The organism is Rhodococcus sp. 320_ES, from assembly GCF_059691855.1.
Genome location: NZ_JCAWAG010000003.1, coordinates 527,733 through 553,068, shown reverse-complemented (window position 1 = coordinate 553,068; position 25,336 = coordinate 527,733). Strand labels below are relative to the sequence as shown.

26 protein-coding genes and 1 tRNA gene are annotated in these 25,336 nt (G+C 66.1%); 14 read left to right on the top strand and 13 right to left on the bottom strand.

Annotated features, from left to right (window positions below):
* The first annotated feature begins 8 nt into the window (after positions 1-8).
* The 3 genes from AC59JP_RS13185 to AC59JP_RS13175 are packed head-to-tail and all read left to right on the top strand — an operon-like array spanning position 9 to position 2,832.
* A complete protein-coding gene (locus AC59JP_RS13185; protein ID WP_497326218.1) occupies positions 9-1,097 on the top strand; it encodes a sigma-E factor regulatory protein RseB domain-containing protein in 1,089 nt (362 codons plus the stop codon).
* A complete protein-coding gene (locus AC59JP_RS13180; protein ID WP_497326217.1) occupies positions 1,094-2,020 on the top strand; it encodes an ABC transporter ATP-binding protein in 927 nt (308 codons plus the stop codon). Before AC59JP_RS13185 ends, AC59JP_RS13180 begins: the two co-directional genes overlap by 4 nt.
* Positions 2,017-2,832, top strand: a complete 816-nt coding sequence (locus AC59JP_RS13175; RefSeq protein ID WP_497326216.1) for an ABC transporter permease — start codon at positions 2,017-2,019, stop codon at positions 2,830-2,832. Before AC59JP_RS13180 ends, AC59JP_RS13175 begins: the two co-directional genes overlap by 4 nt.
* On the opposite strand, the gene AC59JP_RS13170 is transcribed toward AC59JP_RS13175, so the two are convergent.
* Positions 2,822-3,625: an esterase/lipase family protein gene (locus tag AC59JP_RS13170; RefSeq protein ID WP_497326215.1), complete on the bottom strand. Its 804-nt coding sequence runs from the start codon at positions 3,623-3,625 to the stop codon at positions 2,822-2,824. The genes AC59JP_RS13175 and AC59JP_RS13170 overlap by 11 nt on opposite strands.
* Before the next feature lie 52 nt (positions 3,626-3,677).
* On the opposite strand from AC59JP_RS13170, the gene AC59JP_RS13165 reads away from it, so the two are divergent.
* On the top strand, positions 3,678-4,322 hold the full coding sequence (locus AC59JP_RS13165) for a TetR/AcrR family transcriptional regulator (protein WP_497326214.1): 645 nt from the start codon (positions 3,678-3,680) through the stop codon (positions 4,320-4,322).
* A 215-nt stretch (positions 4,323-4,537) separates the two neighbouring features.
* Positions 4,538-5,896: a lipase family protein gene (locus AC59JP_RS13160; protein WP_497326496.1), complete on the top strand. Its 1,359-nt coding sequence runs from the start codon at positions 4,538-4,540 to the stop codon at positions 5,894-5,896.
* Between the two features lie 43 nt (positions 5,897-5,939).
* Here the strand turns inward: AC59JP_RS13160 and AC59JP_RS13155 are convergent, their stop codons facing one another.
* Both AC59JP_RS13155 and AC59JP_RS13150 read right to left on the bottom strand, forming a co-directional pair.
* Positions 5,940-6,260 carry a hypothetical protein gene (locus AC59JP_RS13155; protein WP_497326213.1) on the bottom strand — a complete coding sequence of 107 codons (321 nt, stop codon included), beginning with the start codon at positions 6,258-6,260 and terminating at the stop codon, positions 5,940-5,942.
* A gap of 10 nt (positions 6,261-6,270) precedes the next feature.
* Positions 6,271-6,912 carry a GNAT family N-acetyltransferase gene (locus tag AC59JP_RS13150; protein ID WP_497326212.1) on the bottom strand — a complete coding sequence of 214 codons (642 nt, stop codon included), beginning with the start codon at positions 6,910-6,912 and terminating at the stop codon, positions 6,271-6,273.
* 54 nt (positions 6,913-6,966) lie between these two features.
* On the opposite strand from AC59JP_RS13150, the gene AC59JP_RS13145 reads away from it, so the two are divergent.
* The gene (locus AC59JP_RS13145) at positions 6,967-7,572 is read left to right on the top strand and encodes a TetR/AcrR family transcriptional regulator (protein ID WP_497326211.1); all 606 of its coding nucleotides are present in this window, start codon (positions 6,967-6,969) and stop codon (positions 7,570-7,572) included.
* 58 nt (positions 7,573-7,630) lie between these two features.
* On the opposite strand, the gene AC59JP_RS13140 is transcribed toward AC59JP_RS13145, so the two are convergent.
* The 3 genes from AC59JP_RS13140 to AC59JP_RS13130 all read right to left on the bottom strand — a co-directional run bounded on the left by AC59JP_RS13140 (position 7,631) and on the right by AC59JP_RS13130 (position 9,906).
* Positions 7,631-7,706 (bottom strand) — tRNA-Thr (locus tag AC59JP_RS13140).
* 60 nt (positions 7,707-7,766) lie between these two features.
* Positions 7,767-8,951: a DNA polymerase III subunit delta' gene (locus tag AC59JP_RS13135; protein ID WP_497326210.1), complete on the bottom strand. Its 1,185-nt coding sequence runs from the start codon at positions 8,949-8,951 to the stop codon at positions 7,767-7,769.
* Between the two features lie 10 nt (positions 8,952-8,961).
* The gene (locus AC59JP_RS13130; RefSeq protein WP_497326209.1) at positions 8,962-9,906 is read right to left on the bottom strand and encodes a DUF808 domain-containing protein; all 945 of its coding nucleotides are present in this window, start codon (positions 9,904-9,906) and stop codon (positions 8,962-8,964) included.
* 205 nt (positions 9,907-10,111) lie between these two features.
* On the opposite strand from AC59JP_RS13130, the gene AC59JP_RS13125 reads away from it, so the two are divergent.
* Complete coding sequence (locus AC59JP_RS13125) at positions 10,112-10,972, top strand: hypothetical protein (RefSeq protein WP_497326208.1); 861 nt, start codon at positions 10,112-10,114, stop codon at positions 10,970-10,972.
* 76 nt (positions 10,973-11,048) lie between these two features.
* Here AC59JP_RS13125 and AC59JP_RS13120 read toward each other — a convergent pair whose 3' ends face one another.
* Positions 11,049-11,591 (bottom strand): mycothiol transferase, encoded by a 543-nt coding sequence (locus tag AC59JP_RS13120; RefSeq protein ID WP_497326207.1) that lies wholly within the window; start codon positions 11,589-11,591, stop codon positions 11,049-11,051.
* A 60-nt stretch (positions 11,592-11,651) separates the two neighbouring features.
* A complete protein-coding gene (locus AC59JP_RS13115; RefSeq protein WP_497326206.1) occupies positions 11,652-12,548 on the bottom strand; it encodes a hydroxymethylglutaryl-CoA lyase in 897 nt (298 codons plus the stop codon).
* A 132-nt stretch (positions 12,549-12,680) separates the two neighbouring features.
* Here AC59JP_RS13115 and AC59JP_RS13110 point away from each other — a divergent pair, with 132 nt between their 5' ends.
* The 7 genes from AC59JP_RS13110 to AC59JP_RS13080 all read left to right on the top strand — a co-directional run bounded on the left by AC59JP_RS13110 (position 12,681) and on the right by AC59JP_RS13080 (position 20,660).
* Positions 12,681-13,346, top strand: coding sequence for a GntR family transcriptional regulator (locus AC59JP_RS13110; RefSeq protein WP_497326205.1), 666 nt, complete (start codon positions 12,681-12,683; stop codon positions 13,344-13,346).
* Positions 13,343-14,545, top strand: a complete 1,203-nt coding sequence (locus AC59JP_RS13105; RefSeq protein ID WP_497326204.1) for a CaiB/BaiF CoA transferase family protein — start codon at positions 13,343-13,345, stop codon at positions 14,543-14,545. The genes AC59JP_RS13110 and AC59JP_RS13105 overlap by 4 nt, the downstream gene beginning before the upstream one ends.
* Before the next feature lie 41 nt (positions 14,546-14,586).
* Positions 14,587-16,665, top strand: coding sequence for a hydantoinase/oxoprolinase family protein (locus AC59JP_RS13100; protein ID WP_497326203.1), 2,079 nt, complete (start codon positions 14,587-14,589; stop codon positions 16,663-16,665).
* A complete protein-coding gene (locus AC59JP_RS13095) occupies positions 16,665-18,554 on the top strand; it encodes a hydantoinase B/oxoprolinase family protein (RefSeq protein WP_497326202.1) in 1,890 nt (629 codons plus the stop codon). Before AC59JP_RS13100 ends, AC59JP_RS13095 begins: the two co-directional genes overlap by 1 nt.
* Complete coding sequence (locus tag AC59JP_RS13090; protein ID WP_497326201.1) at positions 18,551-19,171, top strand: isochorismatase family protein; 621 nt, start codon at positions 18,551-18,553, stop codon at positions 19,169-19,171. Before AC59JP_RS13095 ends, AC59JP_RS13090 begins: the two co-directional genes overlap by 4 nt.
* A 78-nt stretch (positions 19,172-19,249) precedes the next feature.
* On the top strand, positions 19,250-19,750 hold the full coding sequence (locus AC59JP_RS13085) for a hypothetical protein (protein WP_497326200.1): 501 nt from the start codon (positions 19,250-19,252) through the stop codon (positions 19,748-19,750).
* Positions 19,737-20,660 carry a LysR family transcriptional regulator gene (locus AC59JP_RS13080; protein WP_497326199.1) on the top strand — a complete coding sequence of 308 codons (924 nt, stop codon included), beginning with the start codon at positions 19,737-19,739 and terminating at the stop codon, positions 20,658-20,660. Before AC59JP_RS13085 ends, AC59JP_RS13080 begins: the two co-directional genes overlap by 14 nt.
* Positions 20,661-20,664: 4 nt before the next feature.
* Here the strand turns inward: AC59JP_RS13080 and AC59JP_RS13075 are convergent, their stop codons facing one another.
* From AC59JP_RS13075 to AC59JP_RS13055, 5 genes are read right to left on the bottom strand one after another with little or no spacing between them, the layout of a single operon-like run.
* Positions 20,665-21,543 (bottom strand): dioxygenase family protein, encoded by an 879-nt coding sequence (locus AC59JP_RS13075; protein ID WP_497326198.1) that lies wholly within the window; start codon positions 21,541-21,543, stop codon positions 20,665-20,667.
* 9 nt (positions 21,544-21,552) lie between these two features.
* Positions 21,553-22,623: a maleylacetate reductase gene (locus AC59JP_RS13070; protein WP_497326197.1), complete on the bottom strand. Its 1,071-nt coding sequence runs from the start codon at positions 22,621-22,623 to the stop codon at positions 21,553-21,555.
* Positions 22,620-23,327 carry an alpha/beta fold hydrolase gene (locus AC59JP_RS13065; RefSeq protein WP_497326196.1) on the bottom strand — a complete coding sequence of 236 codons (708 nt, stop codon included), beginning with the start codon at positions 23,325-23,327 and terminating at the stop codon, positions 22,620-22,622. Before AC59JP_RS13065 ends, AC59JP_RS13070 begins: the two co-directional genes overlap by 4 nt.
* Entirely contained in the window at positions 23,324-24,133 is an 810-nt protein-coding gene (locus AC59JP_RS13060; RefSeq protein WP_497326195.1) for an SDR family NAD(P)-dependent oxidoreductase, read from the bottom strand. The genes AC59JP_RS13065 and AC59JP_RS13060 overlap by 4 nt, the downstream gene beginning before the upstream one ends.
* Positions 24,130-25,335, bottom strand: coding sequence for a VOC family protein (locus tag AC59JP_RS13055; protein ID WP_497326194.1), 1,206 nt, complete (start codon positions 25,333-25,335; stop codon positions 24,130-24,132). Before AC59JP_RS13055 ends, AC59JP_RS13060 begins: the two co-directional genes overlap by 4 nt.
* Between the last annotated feature and the right edge of the window lies 1 nt (position 25,336).

Sequence of the window (25,336 nt, the reverse complement as noted above, 5' to 3'; positions counted from 1 at the left end):
TTGAAGGTGTGCGTAACAAGTGGCGGTGGCTGGCGGTGGTCCTGGGCCTCGCCGTGCTCGTGGCCGCCCCGTCGGTGATCGCGCGACTGCCCGTCGACGAGTCGGACATCAGTGCGACCGATCTCTTGGCCCGCGTCCAGTCGTCCACCGAGACCCCGTACTCCGGCTACGCCCAGTCGGTCGGCGGCATCGTCATACCGGTGACCGACGGGCTCGGCGGATTGCCGGACCTGCTCGGTGACACCACGAACCTGCGCGCGTGGTTCCGCGGTCCGGACAGCTGGCGAGTCGACAATGTTCGCCTCGGCGGCGAACGTGATCTGTTCCGAAGCCCGACGCAGCTGTGGAGGTGGGACTACGAGCAGAACACCGCCGTGGTCACGCCGGTACCCGAGCCAAGTTTGCGGCTGCCGCGCGAGGCCGATCTGCTGCCCCCGGCGCTCGGTCAACGACTGCTCAGCGAAGCGACCGCGGACGAGGTGACTCGGCTGCCGTCCCGCCGGATCGCCGGTCGGGATGCCCCCGGCCTGCGGCTCGTTCCGAATCAGCCGCAGAGTACCGTCACCGAGGTCGACGTGTGGGCCGACCCCGACAGCGAACTCCCGCTGCGGGTCGACGTGCTCGCCGGCGCCGGGCGCCCGATCGTGAGCACGGCATTTCTCGACTTCTCGGGGGACCGTCCAGATGCCGACGTCGTGCGCTTCGTCCCCCCGCCCGGCGCACAGGTGAGCGAGGAAGGTGGCACGGACATCGCGTCGTTCGCCGACCGGATCGACACCGCGGGACTTCCCACCACCCTGTCCGGCCTGGACCTGCAGAGCCGTGACGGGCAGGGCTCGGTCGGAATCTACGGCCGCGGCGTGACCGAGCTGGTGGCCGCGCCCCTGCCCCGACGCGCCGGACGCACCCTCGTCGACCAGCTGCGCGCCGCCCCCGGCGCTGTGGTCACCGGCAACAGCGTGGCCCTTTCGATCGGTCCGCTCAACGCCCTCGTCACCGACCCTCTGAGCGACGGGCGCCGATACCTGTTGTCCGGCACCGTGACCGCACAGACCCTCGCCACCGCCGCCCAGCAGCTCGGAGGAGCAGCCACATGATTCGCACGACCGGCCTCACCAAGCGCTACGGATCGGTGCGGGCCGTCGACGGCATCGACCTCGACGTGCGCGCCGGCGACATCTACGGCTTCGTCGGCGCCAACGGTTCCGGCAAGACGACGACGGTCCGGATGCTGCTCGGCCTGGTGTTGGCAACGTCCGGAGAGATGCAGGTACTCGGTGAGGACATGCCGCGCCGACGCACGAGTGTGCTGCCGCGGGTCGGCGCTCTGATCGAAAATCCCGCCGCGTACCCGAACGTCTCCGGACGACGCAACCTCACCCTGCTCGACGCGGCCGGCCCCGGCGGGTCGCGACGTACCCGTCGCGCGCGCGTCGACGAGGCCCTCGAGCAGGTCGGACTGGCCGGAGTCGGACGGAGACCGGTGAAGCAGTACTCGCTCGGAATGCGGCAGCGGTTGGGCTTGGCCGCGGCACTCATGCGCACCCCGGAACTGCTGATTCTCGACGAGCCGACCAACGGTCTGGACCCGCAGGGAATCCTGGAGATTCGGCAGCTGCTGCTCGATCTGCACTCTCGCGGCACCACCGTATTCCTGTCGAGCCATCTGTTGGCCGAGGTAGAGCAACTGTGCGACCGGGTCGGGGTGCTGGATCGGGGTCGACTCGTTCTGCAAGATCAGCTGTCCGCGCTGCAGCAATCCACGGGACGGGTGCTGATTCGCACTCCGGACCCGGCTGAAGCCGTCGCCCTGCTGACGGGAGTCGACATCGTCGAACGAGAGGGCGAGGAGCTCGTCGTCGCGCATCCGGACCCGGCCGCGTTGAACCGGCTGCTGGTCGAGGGCGGAGTGCGGGTCAGCGAGCTGAGCCCGCAGCGGATGAGTCTGGAGCAGTCGGTGCTGGCCGCTACCGGGGAGAGCGCAGATCGCGTTCCGGCAAAGACCGAGGTGACCGCATGATCGGCGTCGAGCTGGGCGCGATGCTGCGCCGCCCCCGAACGTGGGTCGTGATCTTCCTTCTCGACCTGTTGCCCACCATCGTCGCCGGCCTCCTGGCGTTGACCGATATCGGTCCGCGTCCGGGGGAGGGACCCGCCTTTCTTTCGGCGGTGCTGAACAATGGCCAGCTCTTCCCACTTGCCGCGCTTGCCATCGTGTTGCCGCTCTTCCTGCCGGTGGCCGTGGCCGTGATCGCGGGCGATTCCGTTGCGGGAGAGGCGCAGTCCGGCACGCTGCGCTACCTCCTCGCGCGCCCGGTGGGTCGTACGCGACTGCTGGTGGCGAAGCTGATCTCGGTCGCCGCGTTCGTGCTGCTGGCCGTAGTCGTCGTCGCGGTGACGGCCTATTTCGTCGGTACAGCGCTGTTCGAGACCTCGACGCTGGGCGGCGTCGTCGCCGGTGTTTCCGGAACACCGTTGACGGAGAAGCAGATTGCGGTGCGCACCGTCATTGCCGTTCTCTACGTGACGCTGTCCATGCTCGGTGTCGCCGCCATGGGGCTGTTTCTGTCGACGCTCACCGACTCACCACTGGCCGCAACCCTGGGTGCGCTCGCGTTTCTCATCGCCAGTTCGCTCCTGTTGACCCTGGACGCGGCCGACGCGATCGCGCCTTACTTGCCGACGAGGTACTGGCTGGCCTTCGTAGACCTGTTCCGAGACCCCGTGCCGACGCGAGATCTGTTGCGCGGCGTCGGATTGCAGCTTGTTTACGTCGTTGTGCTCGTGGGTGCCGCGTGGGCGAACTTCACGACGAAGGACGTCACGAGCTGAGCCTGGCGCAGTCACCCGCGCCGAGCTGGACAGTGGAATCACCGTCGATTTCTGCGGACACCATGGCGCCTACCAATGGATCGCGAGGCAGATTGCCGTGATCGACCGTCGAGTCCGCGCAGACGCTCTGCACCGAAAGGTTCACCGCGCCATCGAGTTCGGCCGAATTCGGCGGGGTCACCACCTGGTCCACCTGCGTCCAGATCGACACCCACTCGGGCCCCGCCGGCGTCTCGTCGTCGGCGTTGAGAGCGGTAAGCAAGGGGTTGTTCGGGACGAGTTGCTGGCACGCGGTCGGGCATTGGCCGGGCAGGAACTGCGTCGCGAGCCCCGCCACCTGAGTGCCGTGATGGGGCGAGCCGAGGGTCACGATCCGTCGAGCCTGATCGGCGCCGCCCATGTCCTTGGCCCATATTCGGGCCACCACACCGCCCGCCGAGTACCCGACGACGTCGACGGACGACGCGCCGGTCCTGGTCAGCGCCGCGTCGGCAGCCTGCTTCAGGGTGGTGGCCTGCTCGGTGAGGTCACCCGTGCCGTCGCCGGGAAGAGCGACCATGGTGGCGTCACGACCGTTTGCCGTCAGTTCGCTCGCCAGCACCTGCAAGGCGTCGGTGGAACCGCCGTATCCGGGGACCAGCAGCACCGGACCGGGAACGGCCTGGTCCACGCTCACGGCCGGGCTGTCGGAGCCACGCGTCAGCGCGACGATCACGCCGACGACAAGCAGCAGGGCGGCGACGAGCACTGCGACGACGAGGCGGCGGCGTGCTGGGGAGAGGGAGGGGAACACTTCGTCCAGTGTGCCCGTCGCCTTCGAGAGCGACGTCCCATAAGATTCTTCGGTGACTGCCGACGGTGAATCCGGACGTGTCTACGGGGGACGACCCATCGTCGATCGCCGGGCGGATCGGCGGCGGCAGTTCCTGAATGCGGGGCTCGACGTCATGGGAACGAAGGGCTACACGGCGACGTCGGTGGCCGATGTCTGCGCGGCTGCAGGACTCGCCCGCAGCCAGTTCTACAGCGAGTTCGCGAACCGCGAGGCTCTTCTGACCGCGGTCTACGATCTCGTTCAGGACGAGGCCCTAGCCGCAGTCGTCGCCGCTCTGGAGAACGTTGTGGACCGCGACCGCCGCTCTCTCGTGGCTGCGGCGATGACCGCTCTCATCGAGTCCCTGGGGCACGACCCGCGGCGAGCGCGGATCTGCTACCTGGAGATGCTCGGGGTCAGCGATTCGGTTGAACTCCACCGTCGTCGACGCCGCGCGACATGGGCGAACTACATCGAGACCACGATACGTGCCGAACTCGGTGACGATTTCGTCCCTCCCGGTGGACATCAACTCGCGGCGTCGGCGTTTCTCGGCGCGTTGACCGAACTCGTCTCCGAGTGGTCACGCTCCGCGCCACCGCGGGACCCGGTGGATGGCATCGTCGAGGCGATGATCGCCGTGCTCGGCGCATTCGTCCCGTACCTCGACGACTGAAGGCGTTGTAATCCAGACCACAACGCTCTACAGTCCTGTGAACCATCATGGACATCAGTGTCCAACATTTCGTACGGTGTGCACGCGTCGCCGGGAGCACCCCGTTCTCCCTCGTCTCTTCCCGGCGCGGAATCGAGTCCTCGGTGTCATCGATCACGTCTCGGGTCAAACACGTGACCCTCGCTGCATTGTCCGTTGCGGTGGTGTCCACGGTGATGCCCGCACCGGCGTCAGCCGACCCCGCCGACCTGCCGCCGGCAGGTACGTCGTCCACCACATCGGTGCAGCCGCCGTTGCCGCCGTTCACCTTCCCCGCGATCCCCGAATTCGACACCGATTTCTACCTTCCGCCTGCGGATGTCGTCGCAGCAACCGCACCGGGCGAGATCATCGCCGCCCGACCGGTGGACCTGGCAACCTTGAACGTCGTTCCTACGCAGGTGGACGCCTGGCAGCTCTCCTATCGATCGAACAACGGACGGGGCGAACCGATCCCGGCGGTCACCACTGTCATCAAGCCACGTGGCGAGCGGGAGGCGCGTCCGTTGCTGTCGGTTCAGATGGCCGAGGACTCCCTTGCTGCGTACTGCGCACCGTCGTACGTCATGAGGCAAGGAGCAATTCCTTGGCCGTTGACCGGCGCCGTTACGTCCGGAGTGCAGTTTCTCGAGGTACAGGCAGCGCTCGCCCAGGGCTGGGCGGTGTCCGTACCGGACCATCAAGGTCCGAACAACGCGTTCGCAGCCGGTCCGGTCGCCGGACGCATCACCCTGGACGGCATCCGGGCGGCGGAGAGTTTTGCCCCCATGCAGTTGTCCGGGTCCTCGACCAAGGTCGGTATGAGCGGCTATTCGGGCGGTGCAATCGCCACAGGCCACGCGGCCGAGCTCGCTCGAAGCTATGCACCGGAGCTCGACATCGTCGGCGCGACCGAGGGAGGTACTCCCGCGGAACTCGCAGCGCTGGTGAACAATTCGAACAACGCACTCGGGTCCGGCATCGTCGCCGCGGGCGTCATCGGGGCCAGTCGCGAGGATCCGGACCTGGCACGATTCATCGACGAGCACATCGATCCAGCAGGCCGCGCGCTGTTCGCGGCCAAGGACAACCTGTGCGTCGGGTACAACTCTGCACTCCTGCCGTTCCTCAACATCAAGGGTTTCTTGCGAACCGAGGGCGATCCACTCGAACAGCCCGTGGTCAAGAAGGCCCTGAGCGCACTGAACCTTGGAAGCACCACACCGGACATGCCGATCTACGTCTACCACTCGAACCCGGACTGGCTGGTTCCTGTTGGACCGGTCAACTCCATGGTGGACTCCTACTGCAGCCGTCCGGGCGCCAACGTGACCTACACCCGTGACCATTTCAGCGAACATGCGACGCTCGAGGTGATCGCCTTCCCGAGCGCCGTGCTGTGGATGCGTGACCGGTTTGCGGGTGTCCCGATCGAAACCGGCTGCCGAACAAAAGATGTCGGGTCGATGGCACTGGACGCACGCACCTACCCCGTCTGGGTAGATGCAGTGGGAGAGATCGTCGCCGGCCTGTTCGGCAAGCCTCTAGGCGCCTGACGGTGTTCACGCCCTGAGGTCCCGTCTGACGAAGCCGACTGAATCAGTCTGCGAGATAACCGGTTTCCGGATCGATCTGGCCGAGGAAGTTTCGGATGGCCTCGCGGTGGCGCTCGACCGACTCGAAGCCGAAGTCCGGGGTCGGCGAACCCGCCCGATCGACGACGCTGCCGTAGGAGACGAGCTGCGTGCTGGAGAATCCGTAGCCGGGATTCGGGCCCGTCACCCACTCGTAGTCGGCGGTCGCGGGATCGTCCGGTCGCGCCGTCACGATGAACACCTCGCCGTTGACGGTGAGCTCGATTCGTTCGGAGCCGGTCGGCGTCCGGCCGGCGTCGCTCCGTTCCTCGCCTTCCAGCTGCATGGTGCGAGCGTCACACGGCTGAGCGGTTGGTCGCAAGCGAGGCGCGCGGTCGCCACATCGCCTCCGGCATTCCCGACGGCAGACCCGTGATGGCCCCGAGGGGGACGAACCCGTGACGCAGGTACAGACCCCGATTGCGCTCCGTCGACGACTCCAGGTATGCCGCCTCGTTCGCGCGATCGATCAACTCGAGGCGGTGTTCGAGCAGCGCTGTGCCTACACCCGATCCGCGCGCACGAGACGAGACACCGATCTCGGCGAGATACCAGTGCGGAAGCTTGGGCCGCGGCCGCTGGAGCACCGATCGCTGCAGGGCGGCCGCCATCGCGCCTTTCAGTCCGAGTGCACGCACGTAGTTCGGGATCTGGGCCAGGAATTGCCGCGTGGACTCTCGATGAGGCTGAGCCGATTCCCACACCGCGGTTCCGGCGATGGATCCGTCGGCGTCGATCGCGACGTCGACCGTCCCGGCCTGAAGCGGGCCGCTCGACATCATTGCCCAGAAGAGCATTTCGAGCCGCTGGCGTCGACGAGGGCCTTCAGGGACGAACGACGCCAGAACCGGATCGTGCTCGAAGGCTTCGGCCAGAGGCGCGGCGGCGGCGCGCTCGCCTGGTCGAGCTGGGCGGATGGTGAAGCGTGGAGAGGTCATGTTGCGAGCGTACCGAAAGAATTGGCCACTTGGCCAAATCATTAGGATCAGCCGATGGCGCCCCCTCGCGAACACCGTCCGCAGGACGAACGTCGACGTCAACTCGTCGACGCTGCCACATCGGTCATGTCCGAAGAAGGGGTGGCCGCGGTGACCACCCGAGCCGTGACCACTCGCGCCGGACTCCCCCACGGCTCGTTCCACTACTGCTTCGGCTCCAAGGCGGAACTGTTCACGGCCATCCTCGAGCGGGAACTGCGCACGTCTCTCGTGGTCGCATTCGATCCGCCGCCCGAACCGGTGTCGCCTGTAGAACGCATCGCCGCGGGCCTGCGTGCGCGACTGGCATTGGTTGCGGCCCATCCCGATCGCGCGCTGGGCCTCATGGAATTGACCGCCATGTCGCACCGCGACCCCGCACTGAGTCACCTGTCGCGGTGGGAACAGTCCGAGTACCGACGGGAAGTGACCCGCAACCTGGACGAGTGGACGGCATCGTCGGGACTTCGCTGGTCGGCGCCCAGCTCGGAAGTCGCAGCTCTTCTCATCGCCCTCGCCGACGGAATTGCGAACTCGTGGCTCGCCGACCGTGACGACGACGCGGCCGACGCATCCATCGAGCTGGCGGCTCGTGCGGTGACCGCATTGCTGGAGAGTTAGCTCGTTGCCAACCACAAAGCGGCCATGCGCTGCGCATGACCGCTGATCGAGGAAGTGCTGGAGCCGCCTAAGAGAATCGAACTCTTGACCTTTTCATTACGAGTGAAATGCTCTACCGACTGAGCTAAGGCGGCGCGGTCCCGAAGAACCTCCACAAGTCTAACGGAGCCTCGCGGATGCACGAAAACGGGTGGTCACCGGGTCGCCGCACCCAACGTCGCGATCATGGCGTCGACCGCGAACTTGGGCTTGACGTTCAGCGACAGCGCCTCCCGGCATTCCAGGATGGCCTCGATGCACCGCAGCAGCTTGTCCGGGGTCGCCGCCTTGGCCAGACCGTCTGCCTCGTCGGCCATATCGGGGTGCGTGAGGGTCACCGTCGACCCGTACGACCGCGACAACGCGTCCCGATACAGGCCCGCGAGGTCGATGAGCGCGCGATCCAACGAGTCGCGACCGGTTCGCGTCCGACGCGACTTCTGCCGCGCCTCGAGCTCCTTCAGGACACCGGCGGAACCGCGCAGCGCCCCCGCGGCACCTTTACCGGTACCGCCCGCACCGAGCGAGGTGCGCAGTTCCTCGGTCTCGCGCTCGTCACGGTCGGCGTTCATTTCGACGGCGTCGGTCTCCGCGGCCTTCACCAACTCTTCGACGACGGCGTACTGCGTTGCGGGCCGAGACGCAGCGCGGGCGATGCCCAGTGCGCGTTGACGTCGATCGCGGGCATCGCTGTCCGTCGCGAGTCGACGTGCACGTCCGACGTGCCCACCGCTGACCGACGCTGCCCAGTGCGCAGTTCGCTCGTCGAGCTTGTCGGTGTCCTGCAGCACTCGAGCGATGGCGTCGGCCGTCGGCGTGACCAGCGCGACGTGGCGGCAGCGCGACCTGATGGTGACGGCAATGTCCTCGGGATCCACGGACGGAGCACACAGCAAAAAGATCGTGCGCTCGGGCGGCTCCTCCACGGCCTTGAGCAGCGCGTTGTAGGCGCGCTCGCCGAGGCGGTCGGCGTCCTCGATCACGACGATCTGCCACTTGCCCGTCGTCGGCTTGCGGGCGGCGGTCTGCACGATGCCGCGCATCTCCTTGACCGAGATGCTGAGGCCCTGCGGGATGATGCGGCGAACGTCGCCGTGGGTGCCCGCCATCGTCGTGGTGCAGGCATGGCAGTGGCCGCACCCGACCTCGCCGGGGGTGACGCACTGCAAGGCCGCTGCGAAGCACAGCGCTGCAATCGATCGACCCGATCCCGGCGGGCCCGTGAACAGCCACGAGTGCGTCATTCGCGATCCGATGATGCCGTCGCGTGCCGCGGTGGCGGCGTCGGTGAGCTCGGCGACCACGTCGTGCTGGCCCACCAGCCGATCGAACACACTCATGCCCGAAACCCTAGTGCGAGGCTGCGACATCCTTCTTGCCCCGCAGCTTGCCCACGCCCGACATGATCGCGACGATCAGCGAACCGACGATGAAACCCAGAATGGCGGAACAGATCGTATTGACGATCCACGCGAGAACCCCACCGATGCCGGCGACACCGTGTACTGCGTCCTCGGCATGGTGCACGAGTTCGTAGATCGGGTGGAACCCCAACTCGTCGATGCCGACCAGCAGGATGTGGCCACCGACCCAGAGCATCGCCGCCGTACCGACGACCGACAGCACGGACATGACCTTCGGCATCGCCGTGACCAGACCGCGGCCGAACTTCTCGGTGAAGCCCGACGAGTTCTCGGCGAGCCGCAGCCCGATGTCGTCCATCTTCACGATCAGCCCGACGGCGCCGTAGACCACCACGGTTATCACGACAGCCACGACCAGCAAAATGATGAGCCGGTTCCAAAAGCCCTCGCTGGCAACAGTATCGAGTGCGATCACCATGATCTCGGCCGACAGAATCAGGTCGGTGCGTACTGCGCCGGCGACCACCGTCTTCTCGTCCCGTGGTCCCTCGTCGGCTGCGGCATGTGCACCGTGACCGGTGAGCGCACCCCAAATCTTGTGCGCTGCTTCGTAGGACAGGTATGCGCCGCCCAGCATCAGGATAGGAGTGAGCAGACCGGGCAGGAACTGGCTGAGCAGCAACGCAATCGGCAGAATGATCAGGATCTTGTTGCGCAGCGAGCCGATGGCGATCTTCTTGACGATCGGCAGCTCCCGCTCTGCGGCAAGCCCGCGCACGTATTGCGGCGTCACAGCTGCATCGTCGATCACGACACCCGCCGCCTTTGCCGTCGCCTTGCCGGTCGCGGCACCGATGTCGTCCAAAGATGCCGCCGCCAGACGCGAGAGCGCCGCGACGTCGTCGAGCAGAGCGACGAGTCCGCCAGCCATGTGATCTCCCTTGTGTTGGTAAAGGGAACGATACCGCTCGGGTGAGGACTGGACCTGTTTCCGCAATCCGCACCAGTTGCGGCCTGTGAGGGCTGCTGGAACGTGAGCAGTCCGGCCTGTGGATAGGGATCAGCGCACTCGGACGCTCGCAGTCCAGGTTGGGTTGATGGCACTTATATTGAGACGTGAACTGAGCGACCGCGGCGTGACCGACGGCGAAATCCGCGCCGCGAAAAGGTCCGGTGCAATCCACACTGTCCGGCGCGGCTTCTACGTCGACAGCATCCCCGACGACCGCGAGCACTATCTGTGCACCGTTCGCGCCACGTCCCTCGCCTCCACCTCCGGATTTGTGATCAGCCACCAGTCCGCCGCTGCGCTGCACGGCTTCGAGGTCTGGCCGGATCGCGACCGACGCGTGCACCTGACAGCGGACCGATCCACCGGGAGCAGGTCGACACCGCAGCGCGTGGTTCATGCGTCGGTACTGCACTCCGACGATGTCGGGGAGGTCGACGGCCTACTGGTCACGTCGGCGGCGCGGACCATCGTGGACCTCGCGTGTTCGTTGTCGTTCGAGTCGGCCGTGTGTACGGGCGACTCGGCGCTGAGGTCCATGCCGCACCTCGATCTGCGGACCACTGTCGAGAGGAGTTCCGGTCGGCGAGGCATTGCCCGAGCACGACGGGCAGTTGCGTTCATGAACGGCCGGTCGGAGACAGTCGGCGAATCGCGTAGCCGAGTTCAGCTGCAGCGCTGGGGTTTCCCTGCACCGGCACTGCAATCCGAGTTGTTCGACGAACACGGCCACTTCCTCGCCCGGACCGACTTCGAGGTCGACGGGGTCATCGGCGAATTCGACGGACTGATGAAGTACCGCGGCCCCGACGGGTCGGACGTCGTGATCGCGGAGAAGCTGCGCGAGGACCGGTTGCGTTCCCTAGGTTGGCAAGTCGTGCGCTGGACGTGGGCGGAGCTGACGACGGATGCGCCGGCCCACAGGCTGCGCCGGGCGATTGCGTTGGCGAAGACGCTGCCGGCACCGCGGACGACGAGGCGGTCGTGACGACTGCGCACCTTCCAGCAATGTTCACATGCTGCAACGTGTGAGTCGTGCGGGAAAGTGACCAGTCGAGCCGAAACTACTCAGGCGACCACAGCGCCCCCATCGTCGTCTGCCCGTCCAGCGCCTCGCGAATGATGTCGGCATGCCCACTGTGGTGGGCGATTTCGCGTAGAAGGTGCAGCAGCACCTGCCGTGCCGACATCCAGACGCGTTCCGGCGCCCAGGGTGCGGTGGGCTGGGGGATCATGTCGTCCAGTTCGACCGTCGCGACGTACTGCGCCAAAGCCTCTCCCGCAGCGTGGAGTTCGCCTACCCAGTGTTCGATGGACTGATCGGGCCCGAACGAGAAGGCCTCGTCGAGACCGGACATGTCGATGGCGGAGTTCTCGTCACGCTCCTCCAACATCGCGATGTTCCCGCGGATGACCGTCGCGACGTGTTTGATCAACGAGCCCAGCGTGAGCTCGCTCGCCGTCGTCCGCTCACGCGCCTGATCGTCGGTGAGCCCCTTCGCCGTGATCTCGAGCATCTGCACCTGGTCGGTGAGGATGGTGATCAGATCGAGCTTCTCCCCCGTCACGTCGACGCTCAGCGAAACGGATGTGTAGGTGCCGGCCATCGGATGTCCCTTCGTCGTGGTGGTGACGACGTTAGGCGGTAATCAGGTCAGGCGCGGTCCTCAATTCGCGGGGAATCCGCCTGCCCGCCCGAGCTGCGCCGGGACGGCTTTACCCAGAGCCGGACCGAGCCACGTCGCTGCCTCCACGAGTACGTCCATACTGACGCCGGTCTCGACACCCGAGCGATCGAGCGCGTAGATCAGATCCTCCGACGCGACGTTCCCGGTCGCGGCGGGAGCGAACGGGCACCCACCGAAACCGCCGATGCTGGCATCGAGCGCACTCGCGCCCGTGTCGAGAGCAGTGAGCGCATTCGCATAGCCGGTGTTCCGGGTGTTGTGGAAGTGCCAGCGCTGCGGGATGTTCGGCGCGTTACGCGAGAAGACATCGGCCAGTTTTCGCACCTGCGCCGGTACGCCGACGCCGATGGTGTCGGCCAGCGCGATCTCGTCCGGCTCGCACTCGGCGATGCGAGCCACCAGGGCTCCCACCGTGTCGGGATCGACCTCACCGGAGAAGGGGCACCCGAATGACGCTGCGACGGTGACGGTTCCGGGAACCCCCGCTGCCCGTGCGTCACGAATGATGTCGTGGGCGGCGGACACCGCCTCGTCCACGGAGCACCCCTGATTGCGCTGGCTGAACTCCTCGGTGGCCACGACGACGACGTTCACTTCGTCGACCCGGGCCGCCAGCGCGCGTTCGAGGCCTCGTCGGTTCAGGACCAGCCCGATATAGGACACGGAATCGCTGCGCTCGACGCCGGCCATGACCTCCTCGGCACCGGCCATCTGTGGCACCCGCTTCGGATTGACGAAGCTGACGGCCTCGATTCGCCGGGCTCCCGACGCCACGCTCCGTGCGATCAGTTCGATCTTCTGGTCGACGGTCAGAACGGCGTCCTCGTTCTGCAATCCGTCACGTGGGCCTACCTCGACGAGCTGTACCGCAGTCATGCCCACATCTTCCGCCCTGCGTCTTTTGTATGCAATAGGTGAGTGCGAAACAGAAAATTAACCACTGAACCCAGGACAAGAGACGCGTTCCGCCCTAGATTGTGAACAATCAATCGACAGGGCAGGGAGAACATGCCGAGAGCCGTCGACCGCGTGTACTCGCACATTCGCGACGCCATCGTGGCCGGAACGTATGCGCCGGGCGCGCGACTCGGTGAGGTCGAGATCGCAGAACTGACCGAGACGAGCCGTACCCCCGTGCGCGAAGCATTGCGTCAGCTCGAGATGGAAGGGCTCGTCGAGGTGCTGCCCCACCGGGGCGCCCGGGTCTATCGGTGGACCGCTGACGACCTCGATGAGATCTACGACCTGCGGATGACGCTCGAATCCATGGCCGCGTCGCGGGCGGCGACCCGCATCGCCGAGAAGGACACCGACCGGATGGCCGAGCTGTGCGACGAGATGGAGAAGGCCGCCGCGGACGGCGCGGAGCAGCGACTCGACCTCATGGCTCAGTTGAACGACGAATTCCACGCCATCGTGCGTACCGCGGCGGCCAGCCCTCGCTTGATGTCGATGCTCGGCGCCGTCATTCAGCTTCCCCTGGTCATGCGCACCTTTCACCGCTACGCGCCGGTGGATCTCGCGCGCAGTCACGCCCATCACCGCGATCTGGTCGCTGCCCTGCGCGCCAGGGACGAGACCTGGGCCGACGCTGTGATGCGTACCCATGTGAGAGCCGCCAAACACGTTCTATTGCAATCGCTTACGTCCGACGAGACACAGGAGTCTTCATGACGGAACCCACCGGCCCACTCTCCGACCTCCGGGTGGTGGAGATGGGTCAGCTACTGGCCGGCCCGTTCTGCGGCCAGCTCCTCGCCGACTTCGGAGCCGAGGTGATCAAGCTCGAGCCTCCGGGCGTCGGTGATCCGATGCGCCAGTGGGGCCGGGAGAAGGCGCACGGGAAGTCTCTGTGGTGGCCCGTGGTCGCGAGAAACAAGAAGTCGGTGACGTGCAACCTTCGCAGCGACGAGGGGCAGGCGTTGGCGCGCAGAATCATTGCCGACGCCGACATCGTCGTGGAGAACTTCCGGCCCGGCACCCTGGAACGGTGGGGGCTCGGTTTCGACGATCTCCGGGAGACCAACCCCCGGCTCATCATGGCCAGAGTCACCGGGTACGGGCAGAGCGGACCGTACTCTCCGCGTGCAGGATTCGGCTCCATCGGCGAGGCGATGGGCGGAATCCGATACGTGACCGGCAATCCCGACCTTCCACCGTCGCGAGCGGGAATTTCGCTCGGCGATTCGCTCGCGGCCGTCTTCGCCACCATCGGAGTGCTCACCGCCGTCCATCACAGACAGAACACCGGCCGAGGGCAACTGGTCGACTCCGCGATCTACGAGGCGGTGCTCGCGATGATGGAGTCGCTTCTCCCCGAATGGGACATCGGCAAGTATCAGCGAGAACGTACGGGATCGGTTCTACCCAACATCGCTCCGAGCAACGTCTATCCCACCCTGGGTGGGGAGATGATTCTGGTTGCAGCGAACCAGGACTCGGTCTTCGGTCGGCTCGCCACCGCGATGGACCGCGCGGACCTGATCACCGATCCCCGCTACCGGGATCACGAATCGCGGGGCAAGAACATGACCGAACTCGACGATCTGGTCGCCGAGTGGACCTCCACCCGCGAGACGGACCAGGTTCTCGACGTTCTGCACGAGGCAGGCGTTCCCGCGGGCCGGATCTACACCGCACGAGACATGTTCGACGATCCGCACTTCGCGGCGCGGGAGGCGATCGTGCGGTTGGCGCACCCGGACTTCGGTGAGATTCCCATGGCGAACGTCGCACCGAAGCTCAGCGACAGTCCCGGATCGGTCCGGCACCCCGGACCCGATCTGGGAGAACACAACTCCGAGATCTACGGGCGCCTCCTCGGCGTCACGGAGTCCGACCAGGAAGCCCTCGCGGCACGCGGCGTCATCTGACCATCTCTGCCCGACCCACCCATACCCCACGGGAGAACACCATGCGTTACCGACTCGGCGTCGACGTCGGCGGGACTTTCACCGACGTCCTGCTTCTCGAGGAGACGACCGGAACCACCTTCAGAGCCAAGACACCGTCGACTCCGGCAGACCAGTCGATCGGCGTCCTGAACGGAATTGCGAAGGTCTGCACCGAGGCCGGGATCGAACCGTCGGAGATCGGTCAGGTGTTGCACGGCACCACCGTCGCGACCAACGCGATTCTGCAGGGCAAAGGTGCCCGGGTCGGCCTGGTGACCACGGACGGGTTCAGGCAGGTCCTGCAGATCGCCCGGTCGTTCGTCCCCGGCGGTCTGGCCGGATGGATCATCTGGCCCAAGCCCGAACCGCTTGCTGCGCTCGAGAACACGGTGGAGGTGGTGGGGCGTCTCGCAGCCGACGGAAGCGAGATCACCCCACTGGACGAGGAGCAGGCGCGGTCACAGCTTCGCCGGCTCGCCGGTGCGGGTATCGAAGCACTGACCGTCTCGCTCATCAATGCCTACGCAAACGACGCTCACGAGAGGCAGATCGCGGAGTGGGCGGCAAGCGAGCTGCCCGGGATTCCGATCTCGATCTCGAGCAACGTTCTGCCCGAGATGCGTGAATACGAACGCACTCTCACCACCGTGGCGAACAGCTACGTCCAGCCCGAGGTGTCGCGCTACGTTCGCAATCTCGATCGCTCGTTGCAGGACAAGGGAATCAGCGCACCGCTGTCCATCCTGCGCAGCGACGGCGGACTCGTCCAGTCGGCGAAAGCGGCCGAATCACCTGTCTCGCTGCTCCTGTCCGGCCCGGCGGGCGGCGTCACCGGTGCCGTGTGGTTCGCCGAACAGGCCGGGTACACCGACTTCCTGACCTTCGACATGGGCGGTACCTCCACCGACGTGGCGCTCGTCCTGGGCGGAGAGCCGCGTATCGGCAGGGAAACGAAAGTCGGCGACCTCGCCGTGCGCGCCACGAGCGTCGACGTCCGGACTGTCGGCGCAGGAGGCGGTTCCATCGCACACGTGCCGGAACTGACGAAGGCGCTACGCGTCGGCCCGCAGTCCGCCGGTGCCGATCCCGGCCCGGCCGCGTACGGACAGGGCGGTTCCGAACCGACGGTGACCGACGCCAACGTGGTGCTGGGGTACCTGCCGGCAGCGCTGGCCGGCGGTGAGGTCGCACTCGACGTGGAGGCCAGCCGAACCGCAGTCAGCACGATCTCCGACGCGATCGAACTGGGCAGCGTGGAGGAAGCGGCGTCGGGAATCGTCGACATCGTCAACGAGAACATGTTCGGCGCACTGCGACTGGTGAGCGTGCAGCAGGGGTACGACCCCCGCGACTTCGCGCTCGTGTCGTTCGGCGGCGCGGGACCGTTGCACGCCAACGCACTCGGCCGACTCACCGGTGCGTGGCCCGTGATCGTGCCGCCCTCACCGGGCGTCCTGTGCGCCTACGGCGACGCCACCACGTGTGTCCGAGACGAAAGCGCGCGCACCATGATTCGCGCCTTCTCCGCGACCGACGGCGGTGAGCTCCGTACCGCGCTGACCGAACTAGCGGAGTCTGCCGCCGAACGGCTGTCGGCGGAAGGTGTTCCTTCAGAGCAGCAATCGGCGAAGTACCAAGTGGACCTCCGGTATCAGGGACAGGGGTTCGAAATTCCCGTCGACCTGGACGCATCCGCTCTGGACTCGGGAGATCTGCTCGGAACACTCGGCACAGCGTTCGACGAGGAACACCAGCGCCTGTTCTCGTTCCTGCTCGAGAACGAGCGCGAGGTGATCAACCTGCGCGTCACGGTCAGCGGACCGCGCCCGGACGTCGCGTTCCAGCCGTTGGAGACCGGCAGCGAAGATCCCTCGGCCGCACTTGTCTCGACCAATGACGTGTGGATGGACGGCGCGTACGCGAAAGCCGGCATCTACGACCGCGCGAAGTTGTTGGCGGGCAACGTCGTCACCGGCCCCGCCGTGATCACGGAGATGGACTCGACGACGCTGGTGCTCTCGGGCCACGCCGCGACGGTCCATCCGAGCGCCAGCCTGCTCATCGCCCCCCTCGGGCACACCTCGACTCAGGAGAACTGATGGCCACCATCATCGAGACGTCGACCACCCCCTTCACTACCGTCCCGGTCGATCCGATCACGCTCGACATCATCGAGAACGCCCTGCGCAATGCGCGCTACGAGATGGACGAGGTGCTGTTCCGCACCGCGCTGTCCCCCGGAATTCGGGAGCAGCACGACGAATTCCCGCTGATCGCCGACCCCAGCGGGAAGATGGTCGTCGGCCAGTTCGGCCTCTCGGTTCCGGACTTTCTCGACAACTTCAACGGAACCGTCGGTGAGGGCGACATTCTGCTGACGTCGGACCCGTACGCGTGCGGCGCCGCCATCAGCCACGCCAACGACTGGCTCATCGTGCTGCCGATCTTCTACGAGGGCCGCGTCGTCGGGTGGTCGTCGATGTTCGGCCACATGTCGGACGTGGGCGGCAAGACTCCGTCGTCCATGCCCACCGACGCACACACCATTTTCGAAGAGGGCGTGATCATTCCGCCGTTCAAGCTCTACAGCAAGGGTGAGCTGAACGAGACCGCGCTGGGCATCATCCTCAATCAGGTCCGCAAGCCGGACTGGAATCGCGCGGACCTGAACGGGCTCGTCGCCGCGTGTACCACGGCGTCGCGCCGCATCGTCGAACTGTGCGACCGCTTCGGAGTCGACGTCTACCTGTCGGCACTCGACGCTCTCCTCGAGCGCAACTACCAGGCCATGAAGGTCCTGCTCGCCACGTTGTTCGTGGACGGCGAGACGATCGAGTTCAACGACTTCATCTGCGACGACGGATGCGGTTACGGCCCATACGAACTCGCGATCACACTCACTCGTCACGGCGAGAAGGTGCATCTCGACTTCAGCAAGGCGGCTCCGCAGGCCGTCGGCCCGATCAACTATTTCATCAACGAGAATCTCGTGCGGATGTTCTTCGGCATCTACGTCATCACCGTGGCCGATCCGCAGATCTTGTGGAACGACGGGTTCTACCCACTGATCGACGTGACCATTCCCGAGGACTCGTTCTGGAAACCGCGATATCCCGCCGCACTGAACGGACGCAACCACGGGATCGGCCGTGTCTTCGACCTGTTCGGTGGGCTGCTGGGCAAGAACAACCCCGAAATCCTCAATGCCGCAGGTTTTTCGTCGTCGCCGCACTTCATGTATTCGGGCTACTACGACGGCGGACCGCGCGACGGCGAATGGTTCCAGTTGTACTCCATCGGTTTCGGCGGCATCCCCGGCCGGCCCATGGGCGACGGTCCGGACGGCCATTCACTGTGGCCGTCGTTCGTGAACATCCCGTGCGAATACCTCGAGTCCTACTACCCCTTGCGAATCGAACGGTGGGAGACGATCACCGACACCGGGGGCGCCGGCCTGCACCGCGGCGGGAACGGTGTCGACGTGGCCTACTACTTCGAAGAACCCGGCACCATCGCCATCCACGACGACCGGTGGTTGACCTACCCGTGGGGTGTGAACGGCGGCAAACCCGGTGCGCGCGGGCGCAAGTGGATCGTCCGCGCATCCGGCGACGTCGAAATTCTGCCCAGCAAGATTCACGACGTCGAGGTTGCTCGCGGCGACGTTCTGCACTTCGTCACCTGGGGCGGGGGCGGCTGGGGCGATCCTCTGGCCCGCGACCCCGAGCTCGTCGCCCTCGAAGTCCGACGCGGCCTGGTGAGCGCGGAGGCGGCATCGAGCGGATACGGAGTGGTTCTCGGCGCGGACGGCTCGGTCGATTCCGACGCGTCCTACGAACGGCGCAAGACCATGGCAGCCCATCGGGGCGAGATCGCGGTGTTCGACAAGGGACCGTCGCTCGAGGTCATCCTCGAACGCTGCGAGGAGGAGACGGGACTGCCCGCACCACGCCCACCGGTGGACGTGCGAAAAGCACTGCGCGCGTGAGTGACACGCTGAGCTCCTACCGCGACTCGGGGTTCGCGGGCGACCTCGGACCGGGACGCAGCCCCGCGGTGCTGGTCGTCGACGTGGTGCAGGCGTACCTCGTCGACGGCTCGCCGTTGCGTGCCCCGGTCGAGGACGCCGTGGCTGCCGCGGCGACTCTGGTCGCCGCGGCTCGGGACGCGGGGGTACCGGTGGTCTTCACCCGCGTCAGCTACCAACCGGGCGGCGCGGACGGCGGACTGTTCACGTCGAAGATTCCGGCGCTCGCGGTGTTCGAGGAGGGGTCCGCGCTGGGCGATTTTCCATCGGCGCCGCGACCGGAGCCCGGAGAGATCGTCGTGACGAAGCAGTACGCGAGCGCGTTCTTCGGCACGTCCCTCGCCGCGACCCTGACCGCGCGCGGAATCGACACCCTGTACATCTGCGGGTTGACCACCAGTGGCTGCATCCGTGCGAGCGCCACCGACGCTCTGCAGCACGGTTTCCGGCCGATGGTGGTGTCCGACGCGTGCGGCGATCGGGAGCCGGGGATGCACCGGCAGAACCTGCTCGACCTGCAGGCGAAGTACGCGGACGTGCTCACCCTCGAGGAGGTTCGGGGAAGGTTCGCCGGCTGATACCTCATGCGCTCGGCGCATCGTCGTTGCCTCGAGTTCGACGAGGTCAGGCGATGTGATCGCTGCAACACTGAATGCATGACCATTTCATCGCTCGCCACGACGCCCCGACCCGCGAGACGCTTCCACGTCGCGCTCCACGATCAAGCGGCGGAGCCCGGGGTGCACCGTATCCGCGCAACCGATCTGCGCCGTGCAACGGCGATGCACGACCAAATGAGCGAACCGACCGATGCGGTGCGTGCGGTACTGGACATCGAGTTCCTCATCGCGCTGTCGGCTCGGGACGCTCGCGCGGAGTACCGCAGACGCGGACTCGATGCAGACAGTGCGACCACGGTTCAATACGTCGGCACCCCTCAGGGCCTGGCAGGCCTCATTGCCGACATCGGTGCAGCGGGCGTGGCCGACGGCGTGGTGCTGACCGGACTGGACGACGGAAAGTCCACCGAATTGCTGTCGTCCACAACGCTTCCTCGGCTTCTTCTGGACGGTATCGTGGACGCCGACACTGTGGCGACCCTACGCGCTGCGGCCGGCGCCACTGCGAGAAAGAGCGTGTCACATGGAGGTTCGTGAGCTGGAGTGGTTCGTCGTGCTCGCGCGGACCGAAAACGTAACCAACGCGGCGACGCAACTCCATGTCAGCCAGCCGACCTTGTCGAGGGCGCTGGCACGAATCGAACGCCAGCTGGGCGTGAAGCTGTTCGACCGTAATCAGAATCGGTTACGGCTCAACAAGTACGGTGCGATCTACCGGGTGCACGCCGAGCGTGCGATGAAGGAGCTGTCGCAAGGCGAGGAACGGATTCGAACTCTCGTCGACCCACAGCGTGGCGTTGTCTCGCTGGGCTTCCTGCATTCCTTCGGCGGCTGGCTCATCCCCTCGCTACTGGATCGGTACCACGTGGAAGCACCCCTCACATCCTTCGAGTTGGAGGGTGGGGCCGCGGACTCCATCGTCGAGGCAGTGCGGTCGGGCCGTATCGACGTCGGGTTCGTCGCTCCCCGACCTGTCGCCGAGGACCTCGCGTGGGTCCCACTGGGTCGAGAATTGTTGTGCCTCGAGGTTCCTTCCGACGACGAGTTCGCCGATCGGACCGAGATATCCATAGCGGAGATATCCCGCCGTCCCATGATCGCCCTGGGTCCGAGTTACGGTCTGCGACACGTGGTCGACAAATTGTTCGACGATGTCGGCTGCACCCCGTCGATCAGCATCGAGGCCACCGAGCTGTCCACCCTGCGCGCGTTGGTGCGACATGGAAGCGGTATCGCCATCGTTCCGCGCCCTCGTTCCGATCAGAGGTCGACCACCGTGACCATCCCGATCAGCGACGCGGACGCGTTCAGGTTCTACGGCGTGATCACACGCAGCGACGGACCGACCGGCAGCGCAGCGAGCGCGTTCCTGGATTTCGTGACCGACTCCTACGACGAGGCGAGCCTCGACGACGAGATCGAGTTCTCGACACTCCCCACGTCCTGACCTCTTACGAGGCGGGCGCGAGGACGATGTCGAAGGACACTTCACTCCACGTCGAGACCGAACGCCCATCGGGAGTCGGATCGCCGTCATGGCGCACGAACTTCTTGATCAACGATTCTTTGACGCCGAAAACTGCATCATCCCAACCGATCTCGTCACCGTCGACGAAAATGTGCGTAACCAGTCGGCGGCATTCTGGCGCGGTGACCATGAAGTGGAGGTGACTTGCTCGCATCGGCGAGCGGCCCACTGCGGCGAGCATGGCGCCCACGGGCCCGTCGTGCGGAATCGGATAGGGGGTGGGGGTGAGCCCCCAGAACCGGAACGAGCCGTCCTCGTCGGAGTACAGGTGCGCACGCGCCGCCATGCGGTCGTCGCCGTACTGAACGTCGTAGCGACCGTCCTCGTCCGCTTCCCACACCTCGATGCGCGCGCCGGGGACGGCCGTACCGTCCGTACGCCTCACCGTGCCCGTCACCCAGCACGGTTCTCCAGTCGCACCGAAGGACATGTCCCCGCCGAGTTCGATGGCGGGCGCCCCTTCGACGAAGAACGGACCGAAGACCGTGGCTTCGGTTGCATCGCCGTACGGTGGGTTGTTCATCCCGATCACCTGCATGGACAATCCGAGCACGTCCGACAGCAGAATGAATTCCTGCCGGGTGTCGGTGCACGTCTGACCCGTCCTGGTCAGGAAGTCGACCATCGTGTTCCACTCGGCCTCGGACAGTCGGAGCTCGCGGGCAGCGCTGTGAACGTGCCGAGCGACGGTCTGCATGATCTCTCGCAGCCGGGCGTCCGAGGCACCGTCGAACGACCGCACCACAGTGTCCACCAAAGCCTGCTCGCGCTCGGCCTGGACGTCGTCGAGATTCTCTGACATCGATCCTCCTCAGTTCTCGGGCTGACCGATGGGCTCGCCCGCCCAGGCAGACGCGATCAGCTCTCGCAGACCGGCCACATCGGCCGGTCGCGGGTTGGACGTCGGAACCAGGTCCGCCACTCTCTTTGCTGCCAGGTCGATTCCGTCCTCGGGCATACCGAGCTCACGGAGGGAATCGACCACCCCGAGTTCGCCGCGCAGGGACCACAGGCCCGCTGCGGCCGCACTTCCTCCGAGCGCCTCGGAGACACGGCGCGCAGCGCCCGGCGCCGCCGGCGCGTTGAACTGCACTACGTAGGGCAACACAACCGCGTGAGTCTCTGCGTGGGAGAGCGCGAACGCTCCACCGAGGACGTGGCAGATCTTGTGGTGCAGACCGCTTCCCGCAGATGCGAACGCGACGGCTGCGAGGTAGGCGCCGTAGAGACTGCGTTCGAGTGAGTCGACGTCGTCGCCGTCGGCGGAGATTCCGCGGAGCCCGGGAACCAGAGCGCGAAGCCCCTCGGCGCCGAGGGCTGCGTTGATCGGATCCGCTCGCGGCGCCCAGAACCCGTCCACCGCATGCGCGATGGCGTTGAGTCCCGACGCCACGGCGAGCGACGCCGGCAGCGTCGCGAAAAGGTCGGCGTCGTAGACGACCGTGCGCGGCAGCACGCCGGGATGTGAGCCGGTCGTCTTGCGATCACCACTGGTCTGGCCCCACACGTCGGTTGCCTCGGAACCCGCGAAGGTCGTCGGAACCGCGACGATCGGGATCCCGGTATCGCGCGCGACGTATTTCGCGAGCCCGGTTGCCGACCCCCCGCCGATGGACACGACGATGTCCGCGCGCTCGCGTCGGGCCAGCTCGACCGCCGCGTCACCCTTCTCCACCGGTACGTGCTGAACGATCTCGTCGATGCGGGCCACCACCGGAACTCGCGCCGCGACTGAATCGGAGACAGCCGCAGCAGACGCGTCCGCCACGAGCAACACACGCCCGCCCGACAGATCGGTGATCGCTTCGACGACGTTGTCCGCGGCGCATCCGCGCTCGAACAGCACACGCTGCGGACTCGTGGTGTGATCGAACGACGTCACGATCGAACCACCGATCCGGACAGGGACGCGTGCCACCGAGCCAGATGTGTCGCCACGTCCCGCGGCGCTTCGAGCGTCGACAGGTGCCCTACGCCGGGAAGGATCACCAGTTCCACGTCGGGCGCGAGGTTCTCGACCTGACGGGCGAGATCGGCGGGCGTGATCAGGTCCTCCGAGCCGGCGATCACCAAAGTCGGTATGTCGAGCATCGGCAACTCCGCACGGCGGTCCGGCCTGTTCATCACCGCTGTCTGTTGTGCGACGAGCACGTCCTCGCCGAGGTCGCGCGCCATCGCGGCGGCGAGTTCGGCCACGTCGTCGCGGCGCGGAGCCACCGCCCTCGACATGGCCGTCACGGCTTCCTCGAAACGACCCTCCCCGACCGCTGCGATGATGCGTCGCGAGTTCTCTCGGCGCTGCGGGTCGGCCTCGACAGCGGAGCTGTTCAGCAACGCGAGACCTTCGACCCGCTGTGATCGTCGGAGCGCAATCTCCAGCGCGACATAGCCGCCCATCGAATTTCCCGCGAGCGCGAACCGCTCCGGACTTCTGGCGAGAATGTCGTCGGCCATCCCCGAGAGCGAGTCGCCGACCCCTCGAACGACGAACGTCTCGATCGTGTCACCGAGCTCCTCGGCGACCGGCCGCCACGATCGCTCGTCCGAACCCAGAGCCGGGACGAAGACGAGAGGAAGTGCGCTCACGTCGCCGCTCCGTCGACAGCGAGGATGGATCCCGAGGTGAAACCGGCGTGCTCGGACACCAGGTAGGCAACTGCTTCGGCGATCTCGGTCCCGGTCCCTGTGCGTCCCAACGGGATCGCCGCGCGTGTCGCAGATTGCGCGTCGGGGGGCAGTGCCTCGAAGGTGTCCCTGACTCGACCGGCATCGGGAAGGATCAGACCCGGCGACACGGCATTGACCGTGATTCCCGTCGTTCCGAGATCCTTCGCGAGCTGCTTGGTGAACCCGTTGACGGCCGCCTTGGACGCCGCATACGGAAGACGCGCACCCACTGTTCCCGACGGTCCGGACAGACCCTTGGCCACTGCCGACGAGAAGTTCACGATGCGGCCGTAATCGTTGCGGCGCATCAGCTCCACCGCCTCGCGACTGCACAGGAAGGCGCTGGTGAGGTTGTTGTCGAGAACTCGTCGCCACACGTCGGCGCCGAGGTCGGCGAGAGAACGAACCGGGTCCGTGCCACTACCGCCGGCCGTGTTGACCAGAGCGTCGAGCCGTCCGAAACGCTCGTCGATCCGGCCGAACGCCGCCACCACAGCAGCTTCGTCCGCGAGATCAGCGACGAGCGTCTCCACCTCGATTCCGGGATGGTTCGACTCGATGCCGGCTTTGGTTGCCTTCAGTCCGACGTCCTGAACGTCGAGTAGGGCAAGCGAAAAACCTGCTGCCGCAAGCCGTTCGGCGATCTCGGCGCCGAGTCCCTGGGCGGCACCCGTGACGGCGGCGACGCGGGTGACGGTGGTCTGATCGGACACTGCATTCGTCATCCGAGTGGACCCCAGAACGTTTCTCCGCCGTACGTATCGGACATCGACTCGAGGGTCTCGGGCCAGACCCCGGCCTCCACCACGCGGCGACTCGACTGCGGGCGCACCGCTCCGTCCCACCCGACCTGTTCCATGTAGTAGTACAACTGCATGACATGTCCATCCGGCGCGACCGCGTGCAGAGCGTAGTCGATTCCGGGGTGTACCTCAGGCGGTAGCTCCACCAGCTTGGCGCCGGCGTTCTCGAGGAATGTCTTCGCCGCGCGAAGCTGATCGTATGAACCCACCTGAATACCGAACGCGAGGAGGGTGCTGTCGTCGCCGAGCCCGAGATCCGCCCGCGCCTGCAACGGGAACAGCGCAATGCTGTGATGTTCGGTGTTGGCACGCAGGAACACCGCACGATGACCGAGCACCGTGGTCTCTTCCGAGACAACGAGACCCAGTGTCTCGGTGTAGAAGCGCACGGACGACTCGATGTCCTCGACGAAGATGCTCACCGGACCGATCCGAACCGGTTTGAACGGACGGGACAACAGAACGCCGCCGACGTCGTGCGTCTTGGGGAGGGTGTCGACCCATCGGTGACCGGAGGTGAGATCGATTCCCTCCTTCTCCGCGTCGTCGAGCTCGGTGCCCTCCGACCTCGTGGGCAGAGACGGATGCTCGTTCGCCCAGGGCCACATGACTTCCGGCTTGCTGACCCCGTCCCATCCCACCTGCTCGATGCCGTACTCGAGTTCGTTGGTGTGACCGGTCGGATCGGGAAAATAGGTGTGCCAGTTCGAACCCGGGTCGCGGCCGTACCGATCGACCTTCTGTCCTTTCTCCTCGAGCCAGAGCCGAGCCTCGACAACCTCGCGGAGGGAACCGACCTGCCAGGTGATCTGGTTGACGGTGATGTCCCCGCGGGCCGGGCTGTCGTTCTTGTCCACCCATGCCCGCGGCATGACCACGAACGTGTGGTGATCGCTGTTGTGCCGGAGGAAGTAGATACGGGTGTCGGGGAGTCCGTCCAGCCAGGGGCCGGGATCGTACTTGTTCAGGTCGAGAGCGTCCGCTACGACGAATCCGAGGACGTCGCGGTAGAACGCCACCGACTCACCGGTGTCGGCGACACTGATGCCGAAATGGTTGAGACGACGAATCCTGAAGGGGCGGTCGAACATCACCCCGCCGACGGAGTACTTCTTCGCGCCCATG

Bases quoted from the DNA above. Each gene is read 5' to 3' on its own strand.
- AC59JP_RS13180 (WP_497326217.1), top strand. From the start codon at position 1,094: ATGATTCGCACGACCGGCCTCACCAAGCGCTACGGATCGGTGCGGGCC.
- AC59JP_RS13175 (WP_497326216.1), top strand. From the start codon at position 2,017: ATGATCGGCGTCGAGCTGGGCGCGATGCTGCGCCGCCCCCGAACGTGG.
- AC59JP_RS13160 (WP_497326496.1), top strand. From the start codon at position 4,538: ATGCCCGCACCGGCGTCAGCCGACCCCGCCGACCTGCCGCCGGCAGGT.
- AC59JP_RS13155 (WP_497326213.1), bottom strand. From the start codon at position 6,260: ATGCAGCTGGAAGGCGAGGAACGGAGCGACGCCGGCCGGACGCCGACC.
- AC59JP_RS13150 (WP_497326212.1), bottom strand. From the start codon at position 6,912: ATGACCTCTCCACGCTTCACCATCCGCCCAGCTCGACCAGGCGAGCGC.
- AC59JP_RS13145 (WP_497326211.1), top strand. From the start codon at position 6,967: ATGGCGCCCCCTCGCGAACACCGTCCGCAGGACGAACGTCGACGTCAA.
- AC59JP_RS13135 (WP_497326210.1), bottom strand. From the start codon at position 8,951: ATGAGTGTGTTCGATCGGCTGGTGGGCCAGCACGACGTGGTCGCCGAG.
- AC59JP_RS13130 (WP_497326209.1), bottom strand. From the start codon at position 9,906: ATGGCTGGCGGACTCGTCGCTCTGCTCGACGACGTCGCGGCGCTCTCG.
- AC59JP_RS13120 (WP_497326207.1), bottom strand. From the start codon at position 11,591: ATGGCCGGCACCTACACATCCGTTTCGCTGAGCGTCGACGTGACGGGG.
- AC59JP_RS13115 (WP_497326206.1), bottom strand. From the start codon at position 12,548: ATGACTGCGGTACAGCTCGTCGAGGTAGGCCCACGTGACGGATTGCAG.
- AC59JP_RS13110 (WP_497326205.1), top strand. From the start codon at position 12,681: ATGCCGAGAGCCGTCGACCGCGTGTACTCGCACATTCGCGACGCCATC.
- AC59JP_RS13105 (WP_497326204.1), top strand. From the start codon at position 13,343: ATGACGGAACCCACCGGCCCACTCTCCGACCTCCGGGTGGTGGAGATG.
- AC59JP_RS13100 (WP_497326203.1), top strand. From the start codon at position 14,587: ATGCGTTACCGACTCGGCGTCGACGTCGGCGGGACTTTCACCGACGTC.
- AC59JP_RS13095 (WP_497326202.1), top strand. From the start codon at position 16,665: ATGGCCACCATCATCGAGACGTCGACCACCCCCTTCACTACCGTCCCG.
- AC59JP_RS13085 (WP_497326200.1), top strand. From the start codon at position 19,250: ATGACCATTTCATCGCTCGCCACGACGCCCCGACCCGCGAGACGCTTC.
- AC59JP_RS13080 (WP_497326199.1), top strand. From the start codon at position 19,737: ATGGAGGTTCGTGAGCTGGAGTGGTTCGTCGTGCTCGCGCGGACCGAA.
- AC59JP_RS13075 (WP_497326198.1), bottom strand. From the start codon at position 21,543: ATGTCAGAGAATCTCGACGACGTCCAGGCCGAGCGCGAGCAGGCTTTG.
- AC59JP_RS13060 (WP_497326195.1), bottom strand. From the start codon at position 24,133: ATGACGAATGCAGTGTCCGATCAGACCACCGTCACCCGCGTCGCCGCC.
- AC59JP_RS13055 (WP_497326194.1), bottom strand. From the start codon at position 25,335: ATGGGCGCGAAGAAGTACTCCGTCGGCGGGGTGATGTTCGACCGCCCC.